This is a genomic window from Asticcacaulis solisilvae (assembly GCF_052327315.1).
Classification (GTDB): Bacteria; Pseudomonadota; Alphaproteobacteria; order Caulobacterales; family Caulobacteraceae; genus Asticcacaulis; species Asticcacaulis solisilvae_B.
Genome location: NZ_CP166196.1, coordinates 545,969 through 566,038, shown reverse-complemented (window position 1 = coordinate 566,038; position 20,070 = coordinate 545,969). Strand labels below are relative to the sequence as shown.

17 protein-coding genes are annotated in these 20,070 nt (G+C 57.3%); 9 read left to right on the top strand and 8 right to left on the bottom strand.

Annotation, left to right across the window (positions count from 1 at the left end; all coding sequences use genetic code 11):
• The first annotated feature begins 181 nt into the window (after positions 1 to 181).
• Positions 182 to 2,539 (top strand): PAS domain-containing protein, encoded by a 2,358-nt coding sequence (locus AB8717_RS02555; protein ID WP_443749466.1) that lies wholly within the window; start codon positions 182 to 184, stop codon positions 2,537 to 2,539.
• A gap of 8 nt (positions 2,540 to 2,547) precedes the next feature.
• On the opposite strand, the gene AB8717_RS02550 is transcribed toward AB8717_RS02555, so the two are convergent.
• Positions 2,548 to 2,952, bottom strand: a complete 405-nt coding sequence (locus AB8717_RS02550) for a helix-turn-helix domain-containing protein (protein ID WP_443749465.1) — start codon at positions 2,950 to 2,952, stop codon at positions 2,548 to 2,550.
• Positions 2,953 to 3,225: 273 nt separating this feature from the next.
• On the opposite strand from AB8717_RS02550, the gene AB8717_RS02545 reads away from it, so the two are divergent.
• Entirely contained in the window at positions 3,226 to 4,488 is a 1,263-nt protein-coding gene (locus tag AB8717_RS02545; protein ID WP_443749464.1) for a cation:proton antiporter, read from the top strand.
• 257 nt (positions 4,489 to 4,745) lie between these two features.
• Here the strand turns inward: AB8717_RS02545 and AB8717_RS02540 are convergent, their stop codons facing one another.
• Complete coding sequence (locus AB8717_RS02540) at positions 4,746 to 7,016, bottom strand: hypothetical protein (protein WP_443749463.1); 2,271 nt, start codon at positions 7,014 to 7,016, stop codon at positions 4,746 to 4,748.
• A 182-nt stretch (positions 7,017 to 7,198) separates the two neighbouring features.
• Here AB8717_RS02540 and AB8717_RS02535 point away from each other — a divergent pair, with 182 nt between their 5' ends.
• The 3 genes from AB8717_RS02535 to AB8717_RS02525 all read left to right on the top strand — a co-directional run bounded on the left by AB8717_RS02535 (position 7,199) and on the right by AB8717_RS02525 (position 11,428).
• Complete coding sequence (locus AB8717_RS02535; protein WP_443749462.1) at positions 7,199 to 8,728, top strand: hypothetical protein; 1,530 nt, start codon at positions 7,199 to 7,201, stop codon at positions 8,726 to 8,728.
• Between the two features lie 85 nt (positions 8,729 to 8,813).
• Positions 8,814 to 9,365 carry a hypothetical protein gene (locus tag AB8717_RS02530; protein ID WP_443749461.1) on the top strand — a complete coding sequence of 184 codons (552 nt, stop codon included), beginning with the start codon at positions 8,814 to 8,816 and terminating at the stop codon, positions 9,363 to 9,365.
• Positions 9,366 to 9,580: 215 nt separating this feature from the next.
• Entirely contained in the window at positions 9,581 to 11,428 is a 1,848-nt protein-coding gene (locus tag AB8717_RS02525; protein ID WP_443749460.1) for a type II toxin-antitoxin system HipA family toxin, read from the top strand.
• Positions 11,429 to 11,651: 223 nt separating this feature from the next.
• On the opposite strand, the gene AB8717_RS02520 is transcribed toward AB8717_RS02525, so the two are convergent.
• The gene (locus AB8717_RS02520; protein ID WP_443750839.1) at positions 11,652 to 11,825 is read right to left on the bottom strand and encodes a hypothetical protein; all 174 of its coding nucleotides are present in this window, start codon (positions 11,823 to 11,825) and stop codon (positions 11,652 to 11,654) included.
• The gene (locus AB8717_RS02515; RefSeq protein ID WP_443749459.1) at positions 11,813 to 12,601 is read right to left on the bottom strand and encodes a DUF4880 domain-containing protein; all 789 of its coding nucleotides are present in this window, start codon (positions 12,599 to 12,601) and stop codon (positions 11,813 to 11,815) included. Before AB8717_RS02515 ends, AB8717_RS02520 begins: the two co-directional genes overlap by 13 nt.
• A gap of 279 nt (positions 12,602 to 12,880) precedes the next feature.
• On the opposite strand from AB8717_RS02515, the gene AB8717_RS02510 reads away from it, so the two are divergent.
• Positions 12,881 to 14,455, top strand: a complete 1,575-nt coding sequence (locus tag AB8717_RS02510; protein WP_443749458.1) for a Fic family protein — start codon at positions 12,881 to 12,883, stop codon at positions 14,453 to 14,455.
• Positions 14,456 to 14,661: 206 nt separating this feature from the next.
• Positions 14,662 to 15,024, top strand: coding sequence for a helix-turn-helix domain-containing protein (locus AB8717_RS02505; RefSeq protein ID WP_443749457.1), 363 nt, complete (start codon positions 14,662 to 14,664; stop codon positions 15,022 to 15,024).
• Positions 15,025 to 15,345: 321 nt separating this feature from the next.
• On the opposite strand, the gene AB8717_RS02500 is transcribed toward AB8717_RS02505, so the two are convergent.
• On the bottom strand, positions 15,346 to 15,555 hold the full coding sequence (locus AB8717_RS02500; RefSeq protein WP_443749456.1) for a cold-shock protein: 210 nt from the start codon (positions 15,553 to 15,555) through the stop codon (positions 15,346 to 15,348).
• A gap of 894 nt (positions 15,556 to 16,449) precedes the next feature.
• Between AB8717_RS02500 and AB8717_RS02495 the strand changes: the two genes are divergently transcribed.
• The gene (locus tag AB8717_RS02495) at positions 16,450 to 17,586 is read left to right on the top strand and encodes a sensor histidine kinase (protein WP_443749455.1); all 1,137 of its coding nucleotides are present in this window, start codon (positions 16,450 to 16,452) and stop codon (positions 17,584 to 17,586) included.
• 12 nt (positions 17,587 to 17,598) lie between these two features.
• Here the strand turns inward: AB8717_RS02495 and AB8717_RS02490 are convergent, their stop codons facing one another.
• The 3 genes from AB8717_RS02490 to AB8717_RS02480 form a co-directional block, all read right to left on the bottom strand.
• On the bottom strand, positions 17,599 to 18,012 hold the full coding sequence (locus tag AB8717_RS02490; protein ID WP_443749454.1) for a response regulator: 414 nt from the start codon (positions 18,010 to 18,012) through the stop codon (positions 17,599 to 17,601).
• Between the two features lie 83 nt (positions 18,013 to 18,095).
• On the bottom strand, positions 18,096 to 18,977 hold the full coding sequence (locus AB8717_RS02485) for an OmpA family protein (protein WP_443749453.1): 882 nt from the start codon (positions 18,975 to 18,977) through the stop codon (positions 18,096 to 18,098).
• An 11-nt stretch (positions 18,978 to 18,988) separates the two neighbouring features.
• The gene (locus tag AB8717_RS02480) at positions 18,989 to 19,387 is read right to left on the bottom strand and encodes a hypothetical protein (protein ID WP_443749452.1); all 399 of its coding nucleotides are present in this window, start codon (positions 19,385 to 19,387) and stop codon (positions 18,989 to 18,991) included.
• A 319-nt stretch (positions 19,388 to 19,706) separates the two neighbouring features.
• Here AB8717_RS02480 and AB8717_RS02475 point away from each other — a divergent pair, with 319 nt between their 5' ends.
• Positions 19,707 to 19,922, top strand: coding sequence for a hypothetical protein (locus AB8717_RS02475; RefSeq protein ID WP_443749451.1), 216 nt, complete (start codon positions 19,707 to 19,709; stop codon positions 19,920 to 19,922).
• Positions 19,923 to 20,070: the final 148 nt, after the last annotated feature.

The window sequence follows — 20,070 nt, the reverse complement described above, 5'->3', positions numbered from 1 at the left end:
TCTCAACGCTTATGCCACGCATAGGGTCAAGCATTCCGCCTAAACCATTCATCATATGGATTTTTTATTTACCATGGACCACACAGGCCCATCTCTAACTTGCACAGGTGATGAGAGTTCCCGAGGGGCTACCGTGTTACAACAGATAAAAAGTGGAAGTGAACTAGGACTTTTCGAGGCATTGGCCGATACCTTGCCTGCCTTAGTCAGGATTTGCGATGCCGAGGGCGCATCGATCTGGTTCAACAGGGAGTGGCTTGCGTTTCGCGGGCGCAGCGTCGAAGAAGACGCCGGGTCGGGCTGGCTGGAAGGCCTGCATCCACAGGACGCCCAATCGTGCCGCGATCTGCTGGCGACACGCTTTCGCGAGCGCCAGACCTACGAGACGAGGTACAGGTTGCGCCACCATTCGGGGCAGTATCGCTGGGTCCTGCACCGGGCGGCACCCCGTTTCAATGCTGCCGGCGAATTTCTCGGGTTCATCACGGCGTGCATCGATGTTCACGAGGCAACCATGGCCGAGTACGAACGCTCCCAGTTCTTTCGCGTCGCCAGCGACATACTCCTGACGTCCAACAATGATGGACGTATCGACAAGATCAGCAACGCCTGCGAACGGGTTCTGGGTTGGACGGCCGAGGAAATGGTGCGCACGCCCTTGCCCGATCTCCTCCATCCGGACGACTTGGCCAGAACGCTGGCGACCTCGGAAATCCTGGCTCGTGGAGAAGAACTGATCGACTTCGAGAATCGTTACCGGCACAAGGACGGGAATTACCGTTGGCTGTCATGGCGAGGGCGGCGGGATGAAGATACCGGCATAGTCTACTGTTCCGCGGTCGATGTCACGAAGCACAAGGCCATGGAAGTTGAACTGCGTGAGGCTGTCGATCGCTACAACCTAGCCATCAGCGCGACTTCGGACGGCATCTGGGACTGGAATGTTCTTACCGACGAACTCTATGTGTCGCCAAGATACATCGAAATGCTGGGTCTTGAACGCAAGGAGGCCCATCCGACGACGACGGGGGAATGGCGCTCTCACCTGCATCCTGACGATGCCTCTGCCGCCACCGAAGCCTACAGGGCGTATATCGATGGCCGTTCCCCGGATTACAAGGCCATCTTCCGCATGCGCCACGCTGATGGCAACTGGCGCACCATTCTTTCACGCGGCATTGCTCTGCGCGACGAAACCGGGTCGGCCTATCGCATGCTCGGCGTACACGCCGATATAACCGAGCAGCGGCAGATGGAGGATAATCTCCGTCTCCTCAAGGACCAGGCCGAGGCCGCGAACCGAGCCAAGTCCGACTTCCTGGCCAATATGAGCCACGAAATCCGTACGCCCATGAACGCCATCATCGGTGCCGCCCAATTGCTCGGCATGGGCCCCGCCCTGAACGATAAACAGGAGAAACTTGTCGGCGTCCTGAAGGGCAGCGCTGACAGCCTGATGCAACTCCTTAACGATTTCCTCGATCTCAGCAAGATCGAGTCGGGCAATCTCGACTTCCAGGAGGTCCAGTTCGATGCCAGGCATATCGTGACCGAAGTGCTTCAGATGCTTGAGGTACAGACGGAAGTGAAGGGCCTCGAAATCGAACAGGTCAATGAATGCGCCTGCGTCAACGAGCGCCTTTTCGTCGGCGACCCGGACCGGATTCGCCAGGTGCTGCTCAACCTTTGCAGCAATGCGATCAAGTTCACCGACCGGGGCAGGATATCGGTCGCCATAAGTTGCCGGCCTACCCCGGTCGATGACATTGAAGACCTCATTTTCGTCATCAAGGACACCGGCGTAGGCATTCCGGCCGAAAAGCTGGAGGCGGTCTTCGGCAAGTTCGAGCAGGCGGATAGCTCGGTGAGCCGCAAGTTCGGCGGTTCGGGCTTGGGCCTTGCCATCGTCAAGGGCCTGGTGGATGGAATGGACGGGACCGTGGCAGCGTCGAGCGAACTGGGCGTGGGCTCGACCTTCACCGTCACGCTGCCTTTGCGGCGCGGCCCCGCGATGCCGATTGCGGCGAACGATGCCGACGAAGCCCATCCGTCGGCGCCTGTCATACCCCGGGTCCTGATCGTCGAGGATGTTCCGGCGAACGTTTACATCGCCGAGCGATATCTCGATGAATTCGGCTTTCGGCATGAAGTGGCGACGGACGGCATCCAGGCCCTGGACCGCATCGTGGCCGGGGAGACCTTCGACGCGATCCTCATGGACATTCAGATGCCGGATATGGATGGCCGCGAAACCACGCGTCGCATTCGCGCCCATGAACAGGCGAACGGCCTGGCCCCCAATCAAATCATTGCCGTGACCGCCCACGCGATGGTCGAGGACCGTCAGAAGTGTCTCGCGGCCGGTATGGACGACTACATAACCAAGCCGTTCGAGCCAAAACGGCTCGAGCAGATGCTCGTCAGGGCGGTCGCCGACCGGCGGAAATCGGAGAACCGTTTTCTAGAAGAGGTTACCGAAGCCGTAACCGGCTCGGATTCCGATGACCTGGACGACACGGCCCTGACAGAAGGCGCATGACAAGACCGTCAATCGTCTTCGGAAAGCGACCGCACGAGGTCGAGAATCTTACGCCGGTGCTTGCCCGACCTGATCCTGGGGAAGGCCTCGGCGAGTTCGATGCCTTCCGTGGTCATCAAGAATCCATGTACCGTCTGTTCCGACGTGCTTTCGTCGAATCCCTCGGGCGCCTGCCTCTCGCCATAGCCTTCGAAGAAATAGGCCACCGGCACCTTCAGCGCGGCCGCAATCTCATAAAGCTTTGACGCGCTGATGCGGTTCGAACCCCGTTCGTACTTCTGGACTTGCTGGAACGTGAGGTCGAGGTGGTCGCCGAGGCCTTCCTGGCTGATGCCGAGAAATTTACGCCGCATGCGAACCCGTCCGCCAACGTGGAGATCGACGGGATTTGGAGTTTTATCGTCAAACGCCATGGTTCGCTCGCTATCTTGATAGGTCCGGAAGCCATGTACACCAAATCAAGGCGTCGAGTGGCCAGTATCCGGCCGGCGTGCAAGAAATATACCGGCACCAAAATCACGGACAGGACAATATCCTTGGCGACGGACAAGCAGGATGGCGGCAAATGAATTATGGTTTTGCAAGTTCGCCAAATAAGGCATTGGCCCCCTGCTGCGCAGGCAACGGACCGTCTTGACCGCCGGTTTCATTTTACGCGAGCCGCCATCACGGGTAAACATTCGAGCATGTTTTCGAGTCAAGCCGTTACTACGCCTTTTGACGCCGCTGCGATCCTGATCGCAATGGCCGCGCTGCTGGGCTATGTCAACCATCGCTTCCTGAAACTGCCGGCGGCGGTCGGCATGACGGTAATGGGAGCAGTCGCGTCGCTGATCGTCATCGGCATGGACGCCATTTTGCCGGGCGTTCGCCTATCGTTCATTCTAGTAAGGTTTCTCGCGTCGGTCGATTTCCCGAACACCCTGCTGAACGGCATGTTGTGCTTTCTGCTTTTTGCCGGCGCCTTGCACATCGACTGGCGGGAAATCAAGAAAAGCCGGTGGCCGATTCTGGTCCTGTCCACCGTCAGCACCCTGGCTTCGACCGCCTTGGTGGCCGCAGGCTTCCTTCTGCTGTCGCGGCTGGCAGGGCTGGGCATCCCCTTGGCGTGGTGTTTCGTCTTCGGCGCGCTGATAAGCCCCACCGATCCGGTCGCGGTGTTCGCGGTGCTGAAGGACATTCCGGTTCCCCCGACGCTCAAGGCCACGCTGTCGGCGGAAAGCCTGTTCAACGACGGTGTCGGCGTCGTCCTGTTCGGCATCGCGCTGCTGGCAGCCACCGGCGGCGCCGATCTCACGCCTATCGACGCCTTGTGGGATTTTGCCCGCGAAGCGGGTGGCGGCATCATCCTTGGCGGCGTGATCGGCGGCGCAGGCTACCTGCTGATGCGCGGTATCGATGACTGCAACGTCGAGGTCATGATCACCCTGGCCGTCGTCATGGGCGGCTATTCCGTGGCACATCGGCTGGGGGTCAGCGGGCCCGTGGCCATGGCGGTGGCCGGCCTGATCACCGGCAATGCCGCCGTCGGTCATGCGATGAGCGCTACCACGCGGGACTACCTGCTCAAGTTCTGGACGCTGATTGATGAAATCCTGAACGCCGTCCTGTTCCTGCTGGTTGGGCTGGAGTCCATCTCTGTCCTGAACGATCCACACCTATTGCTGATCGGCGGCCTGTGTATTCCGTTGGTCCTGCTCGTCCGTTTCGTCTCGGTCTTCCTCCCGTTGAAGGCGCTCCCGGCCATCAAACCCGACAGGCTGACCATGGCAACCCTGGTTTGGGGCGGATTACGCGGCGGCCTGTCGATGGCGATGGCGCTGTCTATCGGCGCGGGAGCCGTGCAAAACGCCATCCTAATCTGTACCTATGTCGTGGTGCTGTTCGCCGTGCTCGTGCAGGGCGGCACGATCGGCAACGTCATCAAGCGGCTGATTCCCAGCCAGTAATTTCCGGTGAATGACTGGACCCGTCTAAATCACGGCCCGGAAGGCGTCAGTCGGAACGGCGACCGCGCAGGTTCTTGTCAACGATGGCGAAATTGATGATCAGGAAGGGTCTACGCCGGGAGCCGGTCCACCGCCGCCATCGGGGCGTCCTGGATCGCCTCCACCTCCTGAGCCAAGGCGGCCTGCCCGGACAGCGTAAGTCGCTAACCGCTACCGGCGCGACGGCATCACGTTTCACGCCAAAGGTGTTCAAGACCTTACGCTTCCGCCGCAGCCTGATAAACGAAATCGTAGGGCCAATGCCAGTGGTCTGTATTCCTGGCTACAAGGACGCAACGTTTGCGCCCGGTTTCAAAGGCCTTATTGATCAGCGTCATCGCGATCTCCTTTCGTTTTTCCACCATGGCAGGGGGATATACGTAGATGACCAAAGCCGCGGCGTCTGGATCAACAGGGGAAATCATCACCGAGCAAGGGTGATCTTCGTCCGGCCACTCCACTTGTACGGAAACGCGTAGCTTCTCCATTTGAGCTATAAGTTCGCCTTGGTCGCCAACACCCATGTTGCGCAGTATATCCAGTGAAATCGGCAGCCAATGCGGGAAATTGCGCTCGCGCAATACCTCGATGATGAAACGAAAATAGTCAGGCACCTTGAGCTTTGGCTTCGGCACGTCGACGCCGGCATGTTGGCTTTGATAGTAATGATCGATGGCCTCGGACATTCCGCTGAGTATCAGGCGATTTTCAGAACCGTCGATGCCGTCGAAATTGAGCCCGTTCTCCAGGTAACAGCCGAGGAAATCCACTTCGTCAGCCACCAGCCTCATCGTGCCTTGCAGCCGGTCCCGCTGGATCAGATAGTCGATGAAGTAGGCGGGTTCGCTCAAGGTCTCCGCCACGCAGGTCAGGTCGGCGACGTTCAAGGTCGGCGCGAGTTTGAGCCCTTCCGGAATCAAGCCTGCACGCTTGAGTTCGATCTCGGACGACGACAAGACAGAAAAGTCTTCCAAGGTGACCGACAGGCGGACGATGGTTTGAATGCGCCTGAAATCGGTGCCGAACGGCGCCAGAATGCGAACCGCCTCGGCGTCACCCTTTTGCGCACGGACAACAAGATCGACCAGCCGAGCCGATTGCTCGGATGGAGCCGTCACCAGTTCCTGGATATGGCGCTTCATGCGATCCGGTGCGCCCCGCAGGCCAGCCGCCGAAAGAGCCGAGGACTTGGCCTCGACGATGACGGCCACCTGATCGAGGACCACGAACAGGTCGGTTTCGAATTGTTCCGTTCCCAAACGCCATTTCACATTGGCTTTAGGGGAAACGCCCAGGTTCGCTGAAAATATCTCTTCAAGCGTCTCTTCCAAGTACCGCGCGCGGCGCTTTTCAAAATCCGCCTTTAAACCGTACGTCTCGGCGATCTTCGCAATAATCAGGTGGATTTGGCCCCACAAACTCATGGGCACGGGACAGAAAAAATTGTCCGCGACCGCCATCAGCGGCGATTGCCAAATCGGGTTCGCAAGAAAAAATGCCTCCGGATCAACAGCGTGAAGATCGCCAGGCGTCAGGGATATATCCTTCAGGATCTTTTGAACCAGGCCTGCTTCTAGGCCCACCTCGCTTGCGATGGCGTCGGTCGAGAAATCGAAAACGACACCCAGACTTCTATCGGCATGAGCCAGCAGGCGCTGCTTGACGGCGGCAAACTCCGTATCCGAAGGTATGCCTGCCACGAAGGCGTCAGGGTCACCCTCCACATAAGCGAATTTGGCGAAGAACGCGTGGACGAACTTCGGAATGGTCGGTTCTGCAAAGATTTCCCGGAGATTTGTGATCCGGGATGTCATTCGCCGCTCGGACAGGGTAACCAGTGCTTCCGCAATCCGGAGAACATCCGATGGACCATAACCCGCGACGGCTCGCAATTGGGCGTCAAGCGGGCTGTACAGGCTGCGGGCAATCCCGACCATGTGCGGATAAGCGCCCCAGTTTCGAACGAACTGCGTGTGCAGGCGCAGTTTCTCCTGCAGTAGCAAAACCATCTTTTGCGCTGCATCCGTCTCCGCTGCAACTTTGGCGTAGCGGCGGGCATGAAAATGATTTGCTGCAGCCTTTACCGCATCGATCGTCGCTTGGATGTCCTCGGGCGCCGCCGGCTCCGTGCCCCACTCCCAGTAATCAAGCCTTAGCGCCAATGCCTGCAGGATCTCCACATGGTGCTGGTTGACCTCCGACATGATCGTCGACTTCTCGGTTCCCTTGCTGGAAACGGACGTCGAGAGTCCCCAGGCAGCCAACACCGCGATCACGTGCGGGGGATATGCCGCTCGGAAGGTCGAATCGATTTGACGCATGAGTGCTGGAAAGTCGTCGACGCCCTCCCGGGCCAGCGCAAGTAGAGCCTCCGTCATCTTGGCCGGGTCGACGTCCGAAAGTGGATGGCGATATAGTCTATAGCCGCCATCGCCACCGACATCGGTTTCGGTTTCGGTTTCGGTTTTTGTCGGATCGTCCTCCTTCATCACCTTACGCTCTCCGAGATTCGTATGCGGCTGCGGCCGATATCATGTTGAAAATGACGCGATTCTAGATCTTGGCGTTCGACATTTGTTCGTGCCACAGTCATCTTATCGAACTCTTGGCTAGGTGTGGAATGCCCGATTCGCAAAGGCAGGTGACACTGTCTCTTCCGAACCTGACGCGAATGACGGACGAAGAATTGCAAAGACAATTCTTCGATCGCGATGGGCTTTGGAGCAACGTCACCAAGACGGCGATGTCCCGCTTCAAGACCGATAGGGTTGAACTGGATGCGAACTGGGCCGGTACACCGACTTGGTGGACTTGTCCGGGCTGCGGCCGTGATAAGGCAAAAATCTTCCGGCTGTCGTCGAAGAACGTTCTATTGGCCCGTCTCGATTGGCATCACGATCACCTGGAAGACAGACTGAAACTAATGCTCAAGGCCGAATTCGGCGATCAATGGGTCAATCGGGTTCTCTCGGCCACCGGCCGTCTCCAAGACCGCCTCGACGCCATGATCGCTCGTTTCGAGCCTGGATTGGTTTGCATCGACTGCAACAATGTCGATGGCCGGGTGAAGGCGGAATTCAAGGACATATCGCCATGGCTTAGCTTCAGCCCGCGGGAAATCTCGACCTTCATCGCGGTACGCCCGAACGCCGAGCATCAGGTCGACTTCAAAGCTGCACGCGCCCTGTACGACGTGATCTTGCCGAAGATCACTGCCCGCGAAGCCCTGCTTTCGCACGTCGTCGGCATGATCGCGGCCGGCGAATTGGACCAGGAGCGGGCATCATCGCCACCGCACCGGGGCGACCTGCTCAGGCGGCACATGATGCAAGGCTTCCTTGAGAGTAGCTCACGGTTCGAAATTGAAGAGGACATTGCCGCCTTCGAAGGCCGCTCCCTGTCGAGGGACGCTGCGGCGACAGCCAGGACGACCAAACACCGCGTGACCGTCGAGGCACCCTCGCCAGAGGAAGTGGCGGCCTACGACGGAGGTGGCGGAGCTGAGGGTCTATGGCGGGAAGCGCCGGCGGATTGGCGTTGCCCCGGTTGCGGCAGAAATCGTATTGAAATCCTGCGCAGGTCGAAAAATCGGAAGCGCAAGTGGTCGGGAAAAATGCTCCGCCATACCGAATATGTCTGCGGGGAAACGTTCGACGAAGACCAAGACACATATGACGAGACAATCGATCATGAAGTGACGCACGTCATTTGTTCGGACTGCGCAAGCATAGCCCCTGAAGTCAAGCGACGGAATGCCGACCTGTCGACCGGCAACCTGCTATTGCAACTCAGGGACATGAAAGCGGTTCTCACCTCCAAACCCAACCAACCTCACGAAGTTGACTGGCCGGCCGCCGCACAGCGACTTCGTCAAAGTGAACGGCTGCGCTACCTTGTCACGAGCTATCAAGCCGACCGTTCGAACGCATTCGACTGCCTGGCGCGTTACAATGAAGCGCTGGCGCTTTGCAACCACGACCCAGCCAGGACCAAACGGATGATGATCGACGCCTGGGCGAGGATCTACGGTTTGCCAAAGGACGCCGCCGAGGTTCGCATAAGGTATCTGCTCAAGCGCGCAAAGTATCTCGGCAAGGCAGATACCGGGAAGGACCTCAAACTCATACGCAACAGCCGGGGCGAACCCTCATCATCCCCCGAGGAAACTGCCCAGCCTGACGAAATGGCCAGCCCGGAATGAGCATTATAGACAACAAGGCAGCAAGCTTGTTCGCCGGCGGAAATACTTGCAAAAGAGAGCAACGTTAAACGTGACAGGCACGGCAATGACTTCCACACCGACGATCGACCCGATCATTCGCGCTCGCTTCAAGGAAGCGGCAAGACGTATCATTGCCAAGGATCGCTCCGCGCGACGGACAGGCGCCTCCCAAAACACGATCGGGGAGATCGAGCGAGCTTTGGTCAAGGCCTACCTGATCGGCGCCGGAGATTTGGTCATGCCTTCAACGGCGGAGAAATCACCACTTGCCGTGACCTGGGAAACGCTCCCACCTCGGGCGCGCGCAATTCTCGACTTCATGACGTTTTGCCTCAGTGAACGCTTTCCCGGTGGCGCACGTAAAATCGACCGCTTGGCACTGGCGGATGCGTCGGACAGGCGATGGCATATACGGAGCGCCGACGGGACGCTAAGCGATTTTTCGTTCGGGGAAAGTGGTGTCAAGGCACTCAGCCGCCTCGGCCTGATCGCCGAGGATCCGGATGTTCCGACGGACCGCGTAGTTACCGAGGCCGGCATAGAGACCGCCAAGGCCTATTGGGAGCGCGTGGACAACGAAGACCCGACACTCCCGTTGCACAGTGTGAGGGCCTGATGGTCTATGTCAACCAACTGAGCAATGTAGCAGCGCCAATCGATTGGGTCGACGAACGGGAGTTAAGGCTAACGTGGCGTGATGGATGAGCTTAAGGGTAAGCGCCTTCATTACCGACGCCATAGAATTATCTCGCATCTGACATGCGAGATAATTCTTGACAGGCACTCGACGGCATAGGAATTATCACGCATGTCAGATGCGAGATAATTCCTATGCTATACCTCGTCGGCGAGACCATTACACCTAAGCAGGCGCACCTTCAGACCCATAAGGGCGAACTTATCCAGATCGTCCGCGGTGTCTACGTCACCGCAGCACCTGATGTAGACCTGATCATCCGCTCCCACGCCGTCAGGATCGCCCGGTACCTATATCCCACCGCTTACCTGGCTTCCATATCGTCGGTAACTCTAGCCCCGACGTCGGATGGACGCCTATTCATAAGCGGACGCCGGAATCAGCGCACCCGGCTAAGAACGCTCGAAATCATTCAGAACGAAGCCCCTCCAAGTCCGTCACTGATCGACGTCATCGTCGGTGACGACATGGGTGAGATCCATGCCAAGGCCTCATCGCCGCGCCAACGCTTCCTCGAAGCCTTCCGCTTGAGAAGCGAACATGCCAGTGCCATGACCGAGGACATACGCGCCGCGACGGCCCGGCGACTGAGAGACGAATTCGGTAGCCCCAGCGCGATCGTCGATGCCCTATGGCCCTTGGCCAGGGAAAACGGCTGGCTCAAGGAACTGGAAAGCGCCCAGCGCTACCTGACAGGAATAGACGAAGGCCACCGCCCCGTCGAAAACAAGTCCACGATCAACCTGATCGTTGCCTGGAACAAGAAGCCGATCGGCACCCTTATCCACGATGGCGCCGAATGGCGCTGGAAGCCCTCGTCCGCAAAGGTACCTCCGCTCATAAGAGATACGCACCCCGGAAAGTTGCCGGCCCTGGTCGAATCGCTCCTGCCGGAGGGCTGGCTGGCCCAAGTCCTGGAAGCCCGCGACGATCGCGACTTCCTGCGCTCCGGCAAACGCTACATGTCGAACATCGACATCGTCCCGTCATCGGCTGACCTGAACGCGCTGCCCGACGACATCTTGCAGTCTCCCCTTGCGGCCCACTCGGATCATGGGCGTTTCACCGGCACTTACCAAGGCCCTGCCAGGGAGGATATCGAAAGCACATTTGAACAAAATCTGGCGAAAGTGTTCAACCATGCCCAGACCCCAAGGCTTTCAGGCGTTCAAATCAAGGCACCGATGTGCCTGACTTCGGTGGGCGAACTCAAGCCCGCCATCGACTTGCCATTCACCCACATCATGAAGCCAGCGGGCACGTCCGGCTTCGAGGGGTTGCCCGTCGTCGAATGGCTATGCCTGGAACTGGGACGAGGGGCCGGGTTCGAAACGCCGGCCGCAGCCCTCGTTGCCATGCCTGAAGGCATGCCGCCTGCCCTGCTGGTCGAACGCTTCGATATCCGCAGTTCGAAAGATGACCGCCGTTGGCTGGCAATGGAGGATTTTTGCTCGGTCCTGGATCAACCCGCCTCCACCAAATATGACGGAACAATCGAAAAGATGGGGCGCGGCCTCCGCCCTCTCTCCACGCAACCGGACGAAGACATGAAGACGCTCTTCAAGCGCGCGCTTTTCGCCTGGCTGATTGCCGACGGCGATATGCACTTGAAGAACCTGGCCTTGCTGAAGACCGCCCATGAAAACGAGCGGCACTTCAAAAGCGTCCGCTTCGCGCCTCTTTATGACGCCGTTACTACGCGGGTATTTCCGGGCCTCGGACACGACCGCATGGCGTTGAAGGTCAACGGAAAGGACGACCGCCTGAAGCGTCGCGACTTCATTCAACTGGCCCAGACCCTCGGCATAACCGTGACCGACGCCGTCTCGATAATAACCACCCTTATCAAGGCTGTTATCGACACAGCCGGGACGATGGAATTGCCCAACCTGGATTACCCCGGGCAGATAAGGGATCTGAAATCGAAGATAAAGGATATCGTCGCTCGAAGAACCGAAGACCTGCTGAATGACGCGGATTAGTTTGTGGGGCACCGACCATCGCGCGGTACAGCATGCGGTCGCGAGAACACGACACACCGCATTTCATATGGTCTCATATTACCCTATATTTCCGCCTATTTCGCTCAAATTAACCCGATTTGATGGGATGGGGTACAGCATTTAGTACAGCATCACACCCTAAACATACTACAACAAATTGAATATAAATAGCTTTCTCTTAAAATCCGTCCAGTCCATCACCCTACATGGAATTGAGCAGACGACGGGCAACCTCGACAAACCCTGCACCGCCGGGTCCATTGGTTTGCCATGTCGGATAGGCGCTAAGATCTTCTCCAACCGTATTCATGCCGAAGCTTTTCGGGAAGTGTGCAAACATCGGCGCATCGTTTTCTGAATCCCCTAGATAGACGATCCGTTCCGCCTTGGCATCGACGTCGATATCGTAGTGTTTCGCAAGGACGCGGCGTGCATGGTTAGTTTGTCATAGCCGCCTAACCGAGCTCGTCCAGGATAACCATGTCGAGCTTGATCAGCTTCTCCGCCACCTGCCAGAACCGCCTCGTTCGCCTTTACAATGACAGGCCGGCGAGACGGCGTTGGCCCCACCGGCGCCATTGCGCCGGTTGACGCCACAGTGCATTCGCCCGAGACCACCGTCAGGTCGAGCAAATCGCCCCGAAGCCTGGCGTTGACCTTTCCGACGCCGAGAGCTGCAACGGTGTGCCCGCCATAAAGTATGCATTGCTGGATAGGCGCACGAATATCCAAGGCGATTTCGCCACGCCGGAGCCAAACCTGCAGCCGCTTGTCTTGGGCTTTCCATTGAACCTTGGAGTCGGTATTCAGCTCGAGGCGTCCACCCAGGGCCAATGATATGGTTCGGCGGCCACCGACGCGCGTTGATGCCGTCGCCTTGCTCTGTCCCACGAAAAATGCCGCCAGACCTCCCCCTATCGCCAAGGTCGCAGCCGCGGCACCCGCAAAAACAAACTGCCTCCGATCGACCGGTTTCTCGCGTTCAGCGCGCTGTTTCAGTTCGGGTTTTACCCGGTCAAGCGCACGCGCCGCACCGGCAATTTGCGCGAATGCCGCAGCGCGACGGGGATCTTCCGCGCGCCAGGCCTCGAATGCGGCGGGATCGGCTGAACCAGAATCCAGCCGGGCGAGCCACAATGCGGCGTCGTCCATATGGGCGTTGTACCGAGCGAATTCATAGAGAAACTCGAGAAGGCGATCGATTTGTAAGCGCTAATTATTCAACAGCCTTACCCAGTTGGCACCGCCGGATTACGCACCTTACGAGACAGTTTTGGCCAATTTGACTCCCTTACGAGACAAATATGGACAAAATTTATATTTTCTGATTATTACGAGACTTGGAGCTTACGAGACGATTCTGGACAAGACGACCTCTTACGAGACTGAATTGGACAATCACTCGCAATCCGATCGCGTAAGGAGACGAAAATGGCCGAGATCATCTTCATGCCGTCGGACCCAGCCGAGGCCAAAGCCCTGCGCCGGCGCCAGGCAGCCGGGGATGTCCTAAAAGCAGCCACCGGCATCTATGTCACGCGAAGCCATGAACCGATCGAAACCACGGTTCTTCGCAACTGGTACAAGATCGCCGGAAAGCTCGTTCCCGATGGTGTGGTCACGGACCGGACGGGCTTCGATGGCAAGCCGTTCAAGGACCGCGCCGGCGGCGCGGACGCAGACGCCGTGGTCTTCATGAGCGCCCCCCGTACCCGCAACATTCTGCGCGTACCCGGCCTGACAATCAACGTCCGTGGAGGCAAGGGTCCCATCGAAGGCGACCATCCCTATCTCGGAACCTGGCTGGCAGGTCCGGTGCGTAAACTGCTCGACAATCTGACCCCCTCCCGGCAACGCGGAAGCATTTCGCGCACCGTCGGCACGGAAGAGGTTGAAAAACTCCTCGATAGTCTGTGCACCACGGAGGGCGAAAACTACCTCAACAAGATCAGGGACGACGCCAGGATTGTTTCGCATACGCTCGATAAACCCGACGAATTCAAAACCCTCGACAGCATGATTTCGACCATGCTGCGCACGCGCCAGGCCCGGCTGCTCACACCGCAGGGACAGGCCCGTGCGCGTGGCGAACCCTACGACGAAGGTTGCATCCAGCGCCTGACGCTGCTTCAGCAACATCTCGCCCACCGCGCACCCGTCATCGTGACCGACGAAGATACGACATGGGCGCGCAAGCGATCCGGCGCCTTTATCGAGGCCTACTTCTCAAACTATATCGAAGGCACGGAATTCCTGATCGACGAGGCGGTGGAAATTGTCTTCGAAGGCCGGATGCCCGCGGCACGGCCTGAAGATGGCCATGACGTTCTTGGAACATATCTCCAACTCGTGGAGATGGAGGAGCGGCGTCCGGAGACAATCGATCCCGACACCTTCATCGACGAGATAGGCGAACGCCATCGTCGCTTAATGGACGGGCGCGACTCGATCAAACCCGGGACTTTCAAGGAAAAGGCCAACAAGGCGGGTAGCACCGTCTTCGTCACCCCAGATCGAGTTATAGGCACACTCAAGGCTGGCGTCGGACTGCTGCAAGCCGTCGCCGACGAATTCTCCCGCGCCGTAATGATTCACTTCCTGCTGGCGGAGGTTCATCCATTCAATGATGGCAATGGCCGCATAAGCCGGATCATGATGACCAAACAACTCATTGGCGCGGGTCTGTCGAGGATCGTCATTCCGACAGTTTATCGAGGCGACTATCTCGATGCCCTCCGGGCGCTTTCCCGGTCGAATAATCCGTCGATCCTCGTCCGGTCCCTGCAATTTTGCCAGCAAATCAGCGCGGTTTGCGCGTCGGACACGACCGAAAAAGCCATTGAAGAATGGGCGCGCACCTATGCCTTTTGCGAAGATGCCGCGCATGCCCGGCTAAGTTTCCCCGACGCGGCCGTGACTCTGGAGCGCCAAGGTGGCGTATTGGCCCCTGCAGACTATTGGCAATCCCTTTCACAACCAGGCCAAGGGCTATTCCCTTTGCGTTAGACGCTGGCTCGGAAGGTCGCTATACAAAAACAACTTCCTGGCGACCGAGATAAGCGCTAATCTACCATGTGTGATTCAGCGCCCGCACAACGCACGTATACCAATGCGGAAGGGCCTTCTTGAGGTCGGATGTAGACCCGAAGAGCCCGCACCCTGTCGATGTCCATGTCGGCCCGGTCATTCGCGCCCGGCGCCGAGCCATTGGTATGAATCAGCACGAAATGGCTGAACGGTTGGGCCTCACCTTCCAGCAGGTTCAAAAATACGAGCGAAGCGAAAACCGGATCAGTGCGTCACGACCCTATGAGGTCGCACGAATCCTGGGTGTTCCCGTCGCCTACTTCTTTTCTGGAATCGATGACGACCAGGCCACCGTCTATGCAGCCGAAATTGATGCCAAGGTCATGCGCATCATGCAGTCGGCGGAGGGCCGGAAATGGTTGAATTCTTTTCATTGTTGGAAGACGGCGCCGTACGACGACACATCGTTGATCTTGTCAAAGTCCTTCGGAGAAACGGACAGCCTAACCCACCTCAGCGGTTGTTTCGCCAGCTTTCTCTCGACTTAGGACACGTTACTTTTTAACATGATCGCGGCAAATGGCCGATTCTGTGCATGGCTTTTGCGGTTTGGGGAAAACAGGATGTTCATTTCGAATACCGGATATAGGCGCGGTGACTGAACCAGTTGGTTGTGGCATGAACAGGGGGACAGGTTCAGCTTGCTCCCATCCAACTACCTAAAGCGGCCTCTCGAACCGCTGCGATGACGAGGCGCAAACCTCCGCTTGGATAAACTAGGGTCTGATGGCCCACTGCGTTGGTGTTCGAGCAATAAAAAAGGCCGAGCCGTTCGGCTCGACCCTTCGACTCGCACTTGAGGCGACGAGTTAGGCGGCTTGGAGTTGCTCAGCCGACATTTTGCCGGACTTTGCATCACGCTGCAGCTCGTAGGAAATCTTCTGGCCTTCGTTGAGACCGCTCATGCCGGCGCGTTCAACCGCGCTGATGTGAACAAAAACGTCCTGGCCGCCGTTAGACGGCTCGATGAATCCAAAACCCTTGGTGGAATTGAACCACTTAACTGTACCTGCGCTCACAATGAACCCTTTTCAATGACAGTATTATACGCGCCAGTGCACATGCATGGACGCCTCTCGAACAAATTTTGAATGGAAGGTTCGCTCGGTGCGCTTGCAAAACGCAAAACAAAACAGCAGACAATTATGAATCGATTTCTCATACGTGCACAATTTTATCATTCAAGTCAATATTGAATATGTTGTATATTTGATTTAACGGCTTGGCATCGGAATTTTTGTCTCTCACAATTTGATATGATACTTCCGGGATTAACACCCAGCTATTGCGCTTTACCTGGCGCTCGGGTGGGTCGTCTTGATCGCCGTGAAACCGTTTATCCAAAGTGCACCACTGGCAACATTGATCTTGCTCGTGGCAGGCGGCGCCGTCTACTCGGTTGGCGCCGTGCTTTTCACGATCAAGCGGCTGACATTTCGCCGGGCGATCTGGCACGGCACGTCCTGGCCGGTGCCGCCACACACTATGCGGCCGGGATGGTCGGTGTCGTGTTCATGACCGGAAAATAGCCATTGCGCGTTCGTTGATTGGCGATATTGCGTACATTACGAGGCAATATCGAGAATGACTCAGCCCCCTGAAATTCTGGTCAATAATGTGCAGACTCCTCGATCAAGGTCAGAAACCGTCAGCAAATAATCAATGAGTAGATTCCGAACCTGCCTCTGCTGTGATTTGTCCGGTATGTGAAAACTGCAAGTCACGGACACGGCGGGCGGGGACATCTCGGTGTTTTACTACACAGGCATTCCCGCCGGGATGTGAGCCTTGGGTTTCCCTAACCAGGGCCCATGTTTCTTGCGAATCCTCGGGCGTCAGAACACTCCCTTGAGTATATAGTGTCGGAGACGAGCCTAGCGCGGCGCCCAAAGTCTGCTGAAAGACACTTTTCAATGCGCCTCGCAGAGTTCATTCGCAACAATATGGACCCCATAATCGGAGAATGGGAGGATTTTGCCCGTACTTTGGTCCCAGCCGCAGATCACATGGGCTCCCTGACACTGCGTGATCATATCCAGCAAATCCTCGAATTTATCATCGTCGACATAGAATCGGCGCAAACGACAGAAGAGCAGGCCGACAAGTCGCGTGGCGAAAAGCCCGCCTCCTCCAATCCAAGCGCGGCGGGGATCCACGCCTCCCTGCGCTATGATGGCGGCTTCAACATGGACCAGATGGTATCGGAGTATCGGGCGTTGCGAGCCAGTGTTGTCAAACTGTGGAACGTCTCCAAGCCGGATATAACGGAAAAATATATCGACGATCTTACGCGCTTCAACGAGTCCATCGACCAGGCGCTCACGGAATCCATCAGAGACTACTCAAAAAAACTGGAGCTGTCCCGCAATCTGTTTCTTGGCATTCTGAGCCACGACCTGCGCAACCCCTTAGGCGCGATCTCCATGTCGTCACAGCTGACGATGAAGATCGGTACGTTGACCGGGCGGCAAAGCATGCTTCAGGCCCAGATAACCGACAGCACGAACCGGGCCTTGGAAATCGTGAATAATCTTCTCGATTTGACTCGCGCGCGACTGGGTTCGGGCCTGCCCATTCTTCGCCAAGCCATGGACATGGGGTTTGTCGCCAATCAGCTTGTCGATGAAATGCGGGCCTTGCATCCCAATCGCGAATTCCTGCTTAAGGTTAGCGGTCCCGTCACGGGCATCTGGGACAAGGCGCGAATAGGCCAAATCTTTTCAAATCTGATTGCCAATGCCGTCCAGTACGGCTTCAGAGGCGCGCCGATAACGGTAAGGGTAGAAGGTTTGCCCAACGGCCTGGCCATCTGTGTGCATAATGAGGGCACACCGATCGCCGCCGATGCTCTGCGCACCATCTTCAACGCACTTGCAAGGGCGCAATCGAACGAAGACACGAAGAGCCAGCCGGTTGCGACAAATCTCGGTCTTGGTCTTTACATCACCAAGGAAATCGTCGTCGCGCATGGTGGGACCATCGATGTAACGTCTTCCGAATTCGAAGGAACCACGTTCAAGGTGTTTTTACCCACCCGGCCGGACGATTGAAGCTTGCCCACGTCATATTGAATCTGGAAGTTTCCCGCAGACCCGCAGCATCTTTTCTTCCAGTTGCGCGACAAGAAACGGTTTCATCAATACTTCGTCCATGCCGGCATGAAGGCACAAGGCTTTTATACCCTTGGAGGCATGAGACGTCATGGCGACGATCGGCACCGGGGATAAGAAATCGGTCCTCTCTCGTTGCCGTATCGCCTTGGCCGCCTCAAGCCCATCCATTTCCGGCATTTCGATATCCATCAGAATGGCGCCATAGCAAGTCGCGTGACTTCTCTCGACCGCTACGCGTCCGTCCCAAGCTCGTTCGACGTCAAATCCAATCAATTCAAGCATGTATTTAACGACAAGTCCCATGTCTGGACTATCGTCGACCAGGAGCACGAGGCTTTTCTTTACCGCGTTGGTTTCAAGCATAAGGCACCTTGGCGCTTCCGCCGCAAGCATGATGACGAGCCACCCCCGCCCGGCCAATCAAACGCGTTTGCCCCTGCCGGAGCCTACATTCCCGGTTGCTTCAGAAGGGTGATTTCGACGCGCCGGTTGGACTGGCGCCCGGCTACGGTGTCGTTGGTGGCGACGGGTTTATCCAGGCCCGACCCGATCGTCGAGATGCGGTCGTCGCCAACGCCGCCAGCGGCAAGAATGGCCTTGACGGCATTGGCTCGATCCAGAGACAGTTGCTGGTTATAAACCATGCCGCCGACATTATCGGTATAACCTTCGATGCGCACATGGGTGTTGGGACTGAGACGCAGGTAATTTATCAGGGGTTGCAGCCGATTTACGCCGCCGGAAAGAAGCTGAGACTTACCGGTCTCAAAGCTGACGTCCTGCAGGACCATGGTTGAGCCCAGATCGTTTGCCGTCATGTCGTAGCCACGCAATTGCTCCTGCGCCTGAGCGAGTTGCTGGTTTTTGTCAGCCAACTGGTCATTCTTCCCGGCGATTTGACGGTCCTTGCCGGCAAGCTGCATGTCCTTTGCGTCCAGTTGCTGGCTCTGGGCCGCGATCTGCTGGTTCTTGCCGTTAAGCTGGGCCAGGCCGGCCAGCCGCGTATTGTCCTGTTCGATCTTGGCTTCCCGTCCACGGGTCTCGGCGAGGTCAAGATAGGTCTGGCCCATCATCAGATTGTGGCCGGATTGTTCCTTGTCGCCATTCGTCCAGCCGGTCTGCGCCGCTTGAAGCGAAGTCCTGGCGCTGGCCAGATCGCCCTGGCCGCGATCGGCGATGTCCTTGTCGTTATAGTCGGTAGAAAGTCGTGCCTGCGCATCGGCGATGTTGGTATTCGGCTGGATCGACGAGCACGCGCCCAGCGCCAATAAGGCGGAGCCGAGTGCGAGCCATCCAGGCATCTGAAGCGTTGAAACGGAGTGGGTCATGGAATGGAATCCTATTGATTGGGTTCGGAAGGGCCGGTTGCGGCCATCAGGTTGTCATGGCTCGTTTGCAAGGCCGCCAGAACGGCCTTCTCGCCGGTCAGGGTCGCGAGCAGCGCGGCTTCGTCGGCCAACATTTCGGCCGTGTCATAGCGGCCGGAGTTCAGGGCGGTATGCGCGTCGGTAAGCCTTTGCCGCGCCATGTTGAAGCTTTGGTCACCATTGTCCCCCGCCTGCCCGGCCTGGGCGGTGACCATTTCGATCTTGGCATCTGCGCGGCTGATGGCTGCAGACGCCGCCGTCTGATCCGCGAAGGCGGGAACGGCGAACGTCGTCAGCCCGAGAGCCGCCACGGCCACGGCGATTTTCAGGTAGCCACGATGGAAAGGAATGTTGTGAGGATTGAGGGTCATGGAAGGTCGCTTTCTGCCGCGCCATTCAGTTAGGCGGCGGCGCCGCTTCGGCTGAAGTGGACGTTAAAGCACATTAAATAGATTCACGCATGTCGCAAGGATCGGAAAATACTCACACCCAGAAAATATATATTTTATTTTATAAAATTGATAGAAAATTCCAATAAATCTTAACTTATTTTAGATTCACATTACGATTTTATCGATATTATTATAAATATGTATATTACTATTTCAAACAATGCATATAATATTTATTCGAACAGGCATAGGGTTCAGCGTTAAACCTCCCATGAGGGCAAACAACAAGGAACTTGCCATGTCCGCTCAAGCCAATGAACTTAAGGCCCACCACGAACGCGCCGCCAAGGCTTTTAGGCACGCCGCCGACCATCACGACTGGGCCGCCAGGCATTACAAGGCCGGTGAAACGCAAAAGGGGGAAGCGTCCGCAGCCTTGGCGAAAGCCAGCGTCGGGGAAGCCATGGCGCATTCCGACCTGGCGGGCAAGGGCAAGCCCGCGGTCGAGGCCTGAGCGTTCACATGACCCATCACCGGGCCCTTACTCTTAGTCCGAGCCTCGATAAGGGCGTCGTATTTGCGATTTCCGGCGGAACGTTCGCGGTCGGCGATATCCTGGATATTCAAACCGGCGCTGGCAATAGCCTGGCCGCCCGGATTAC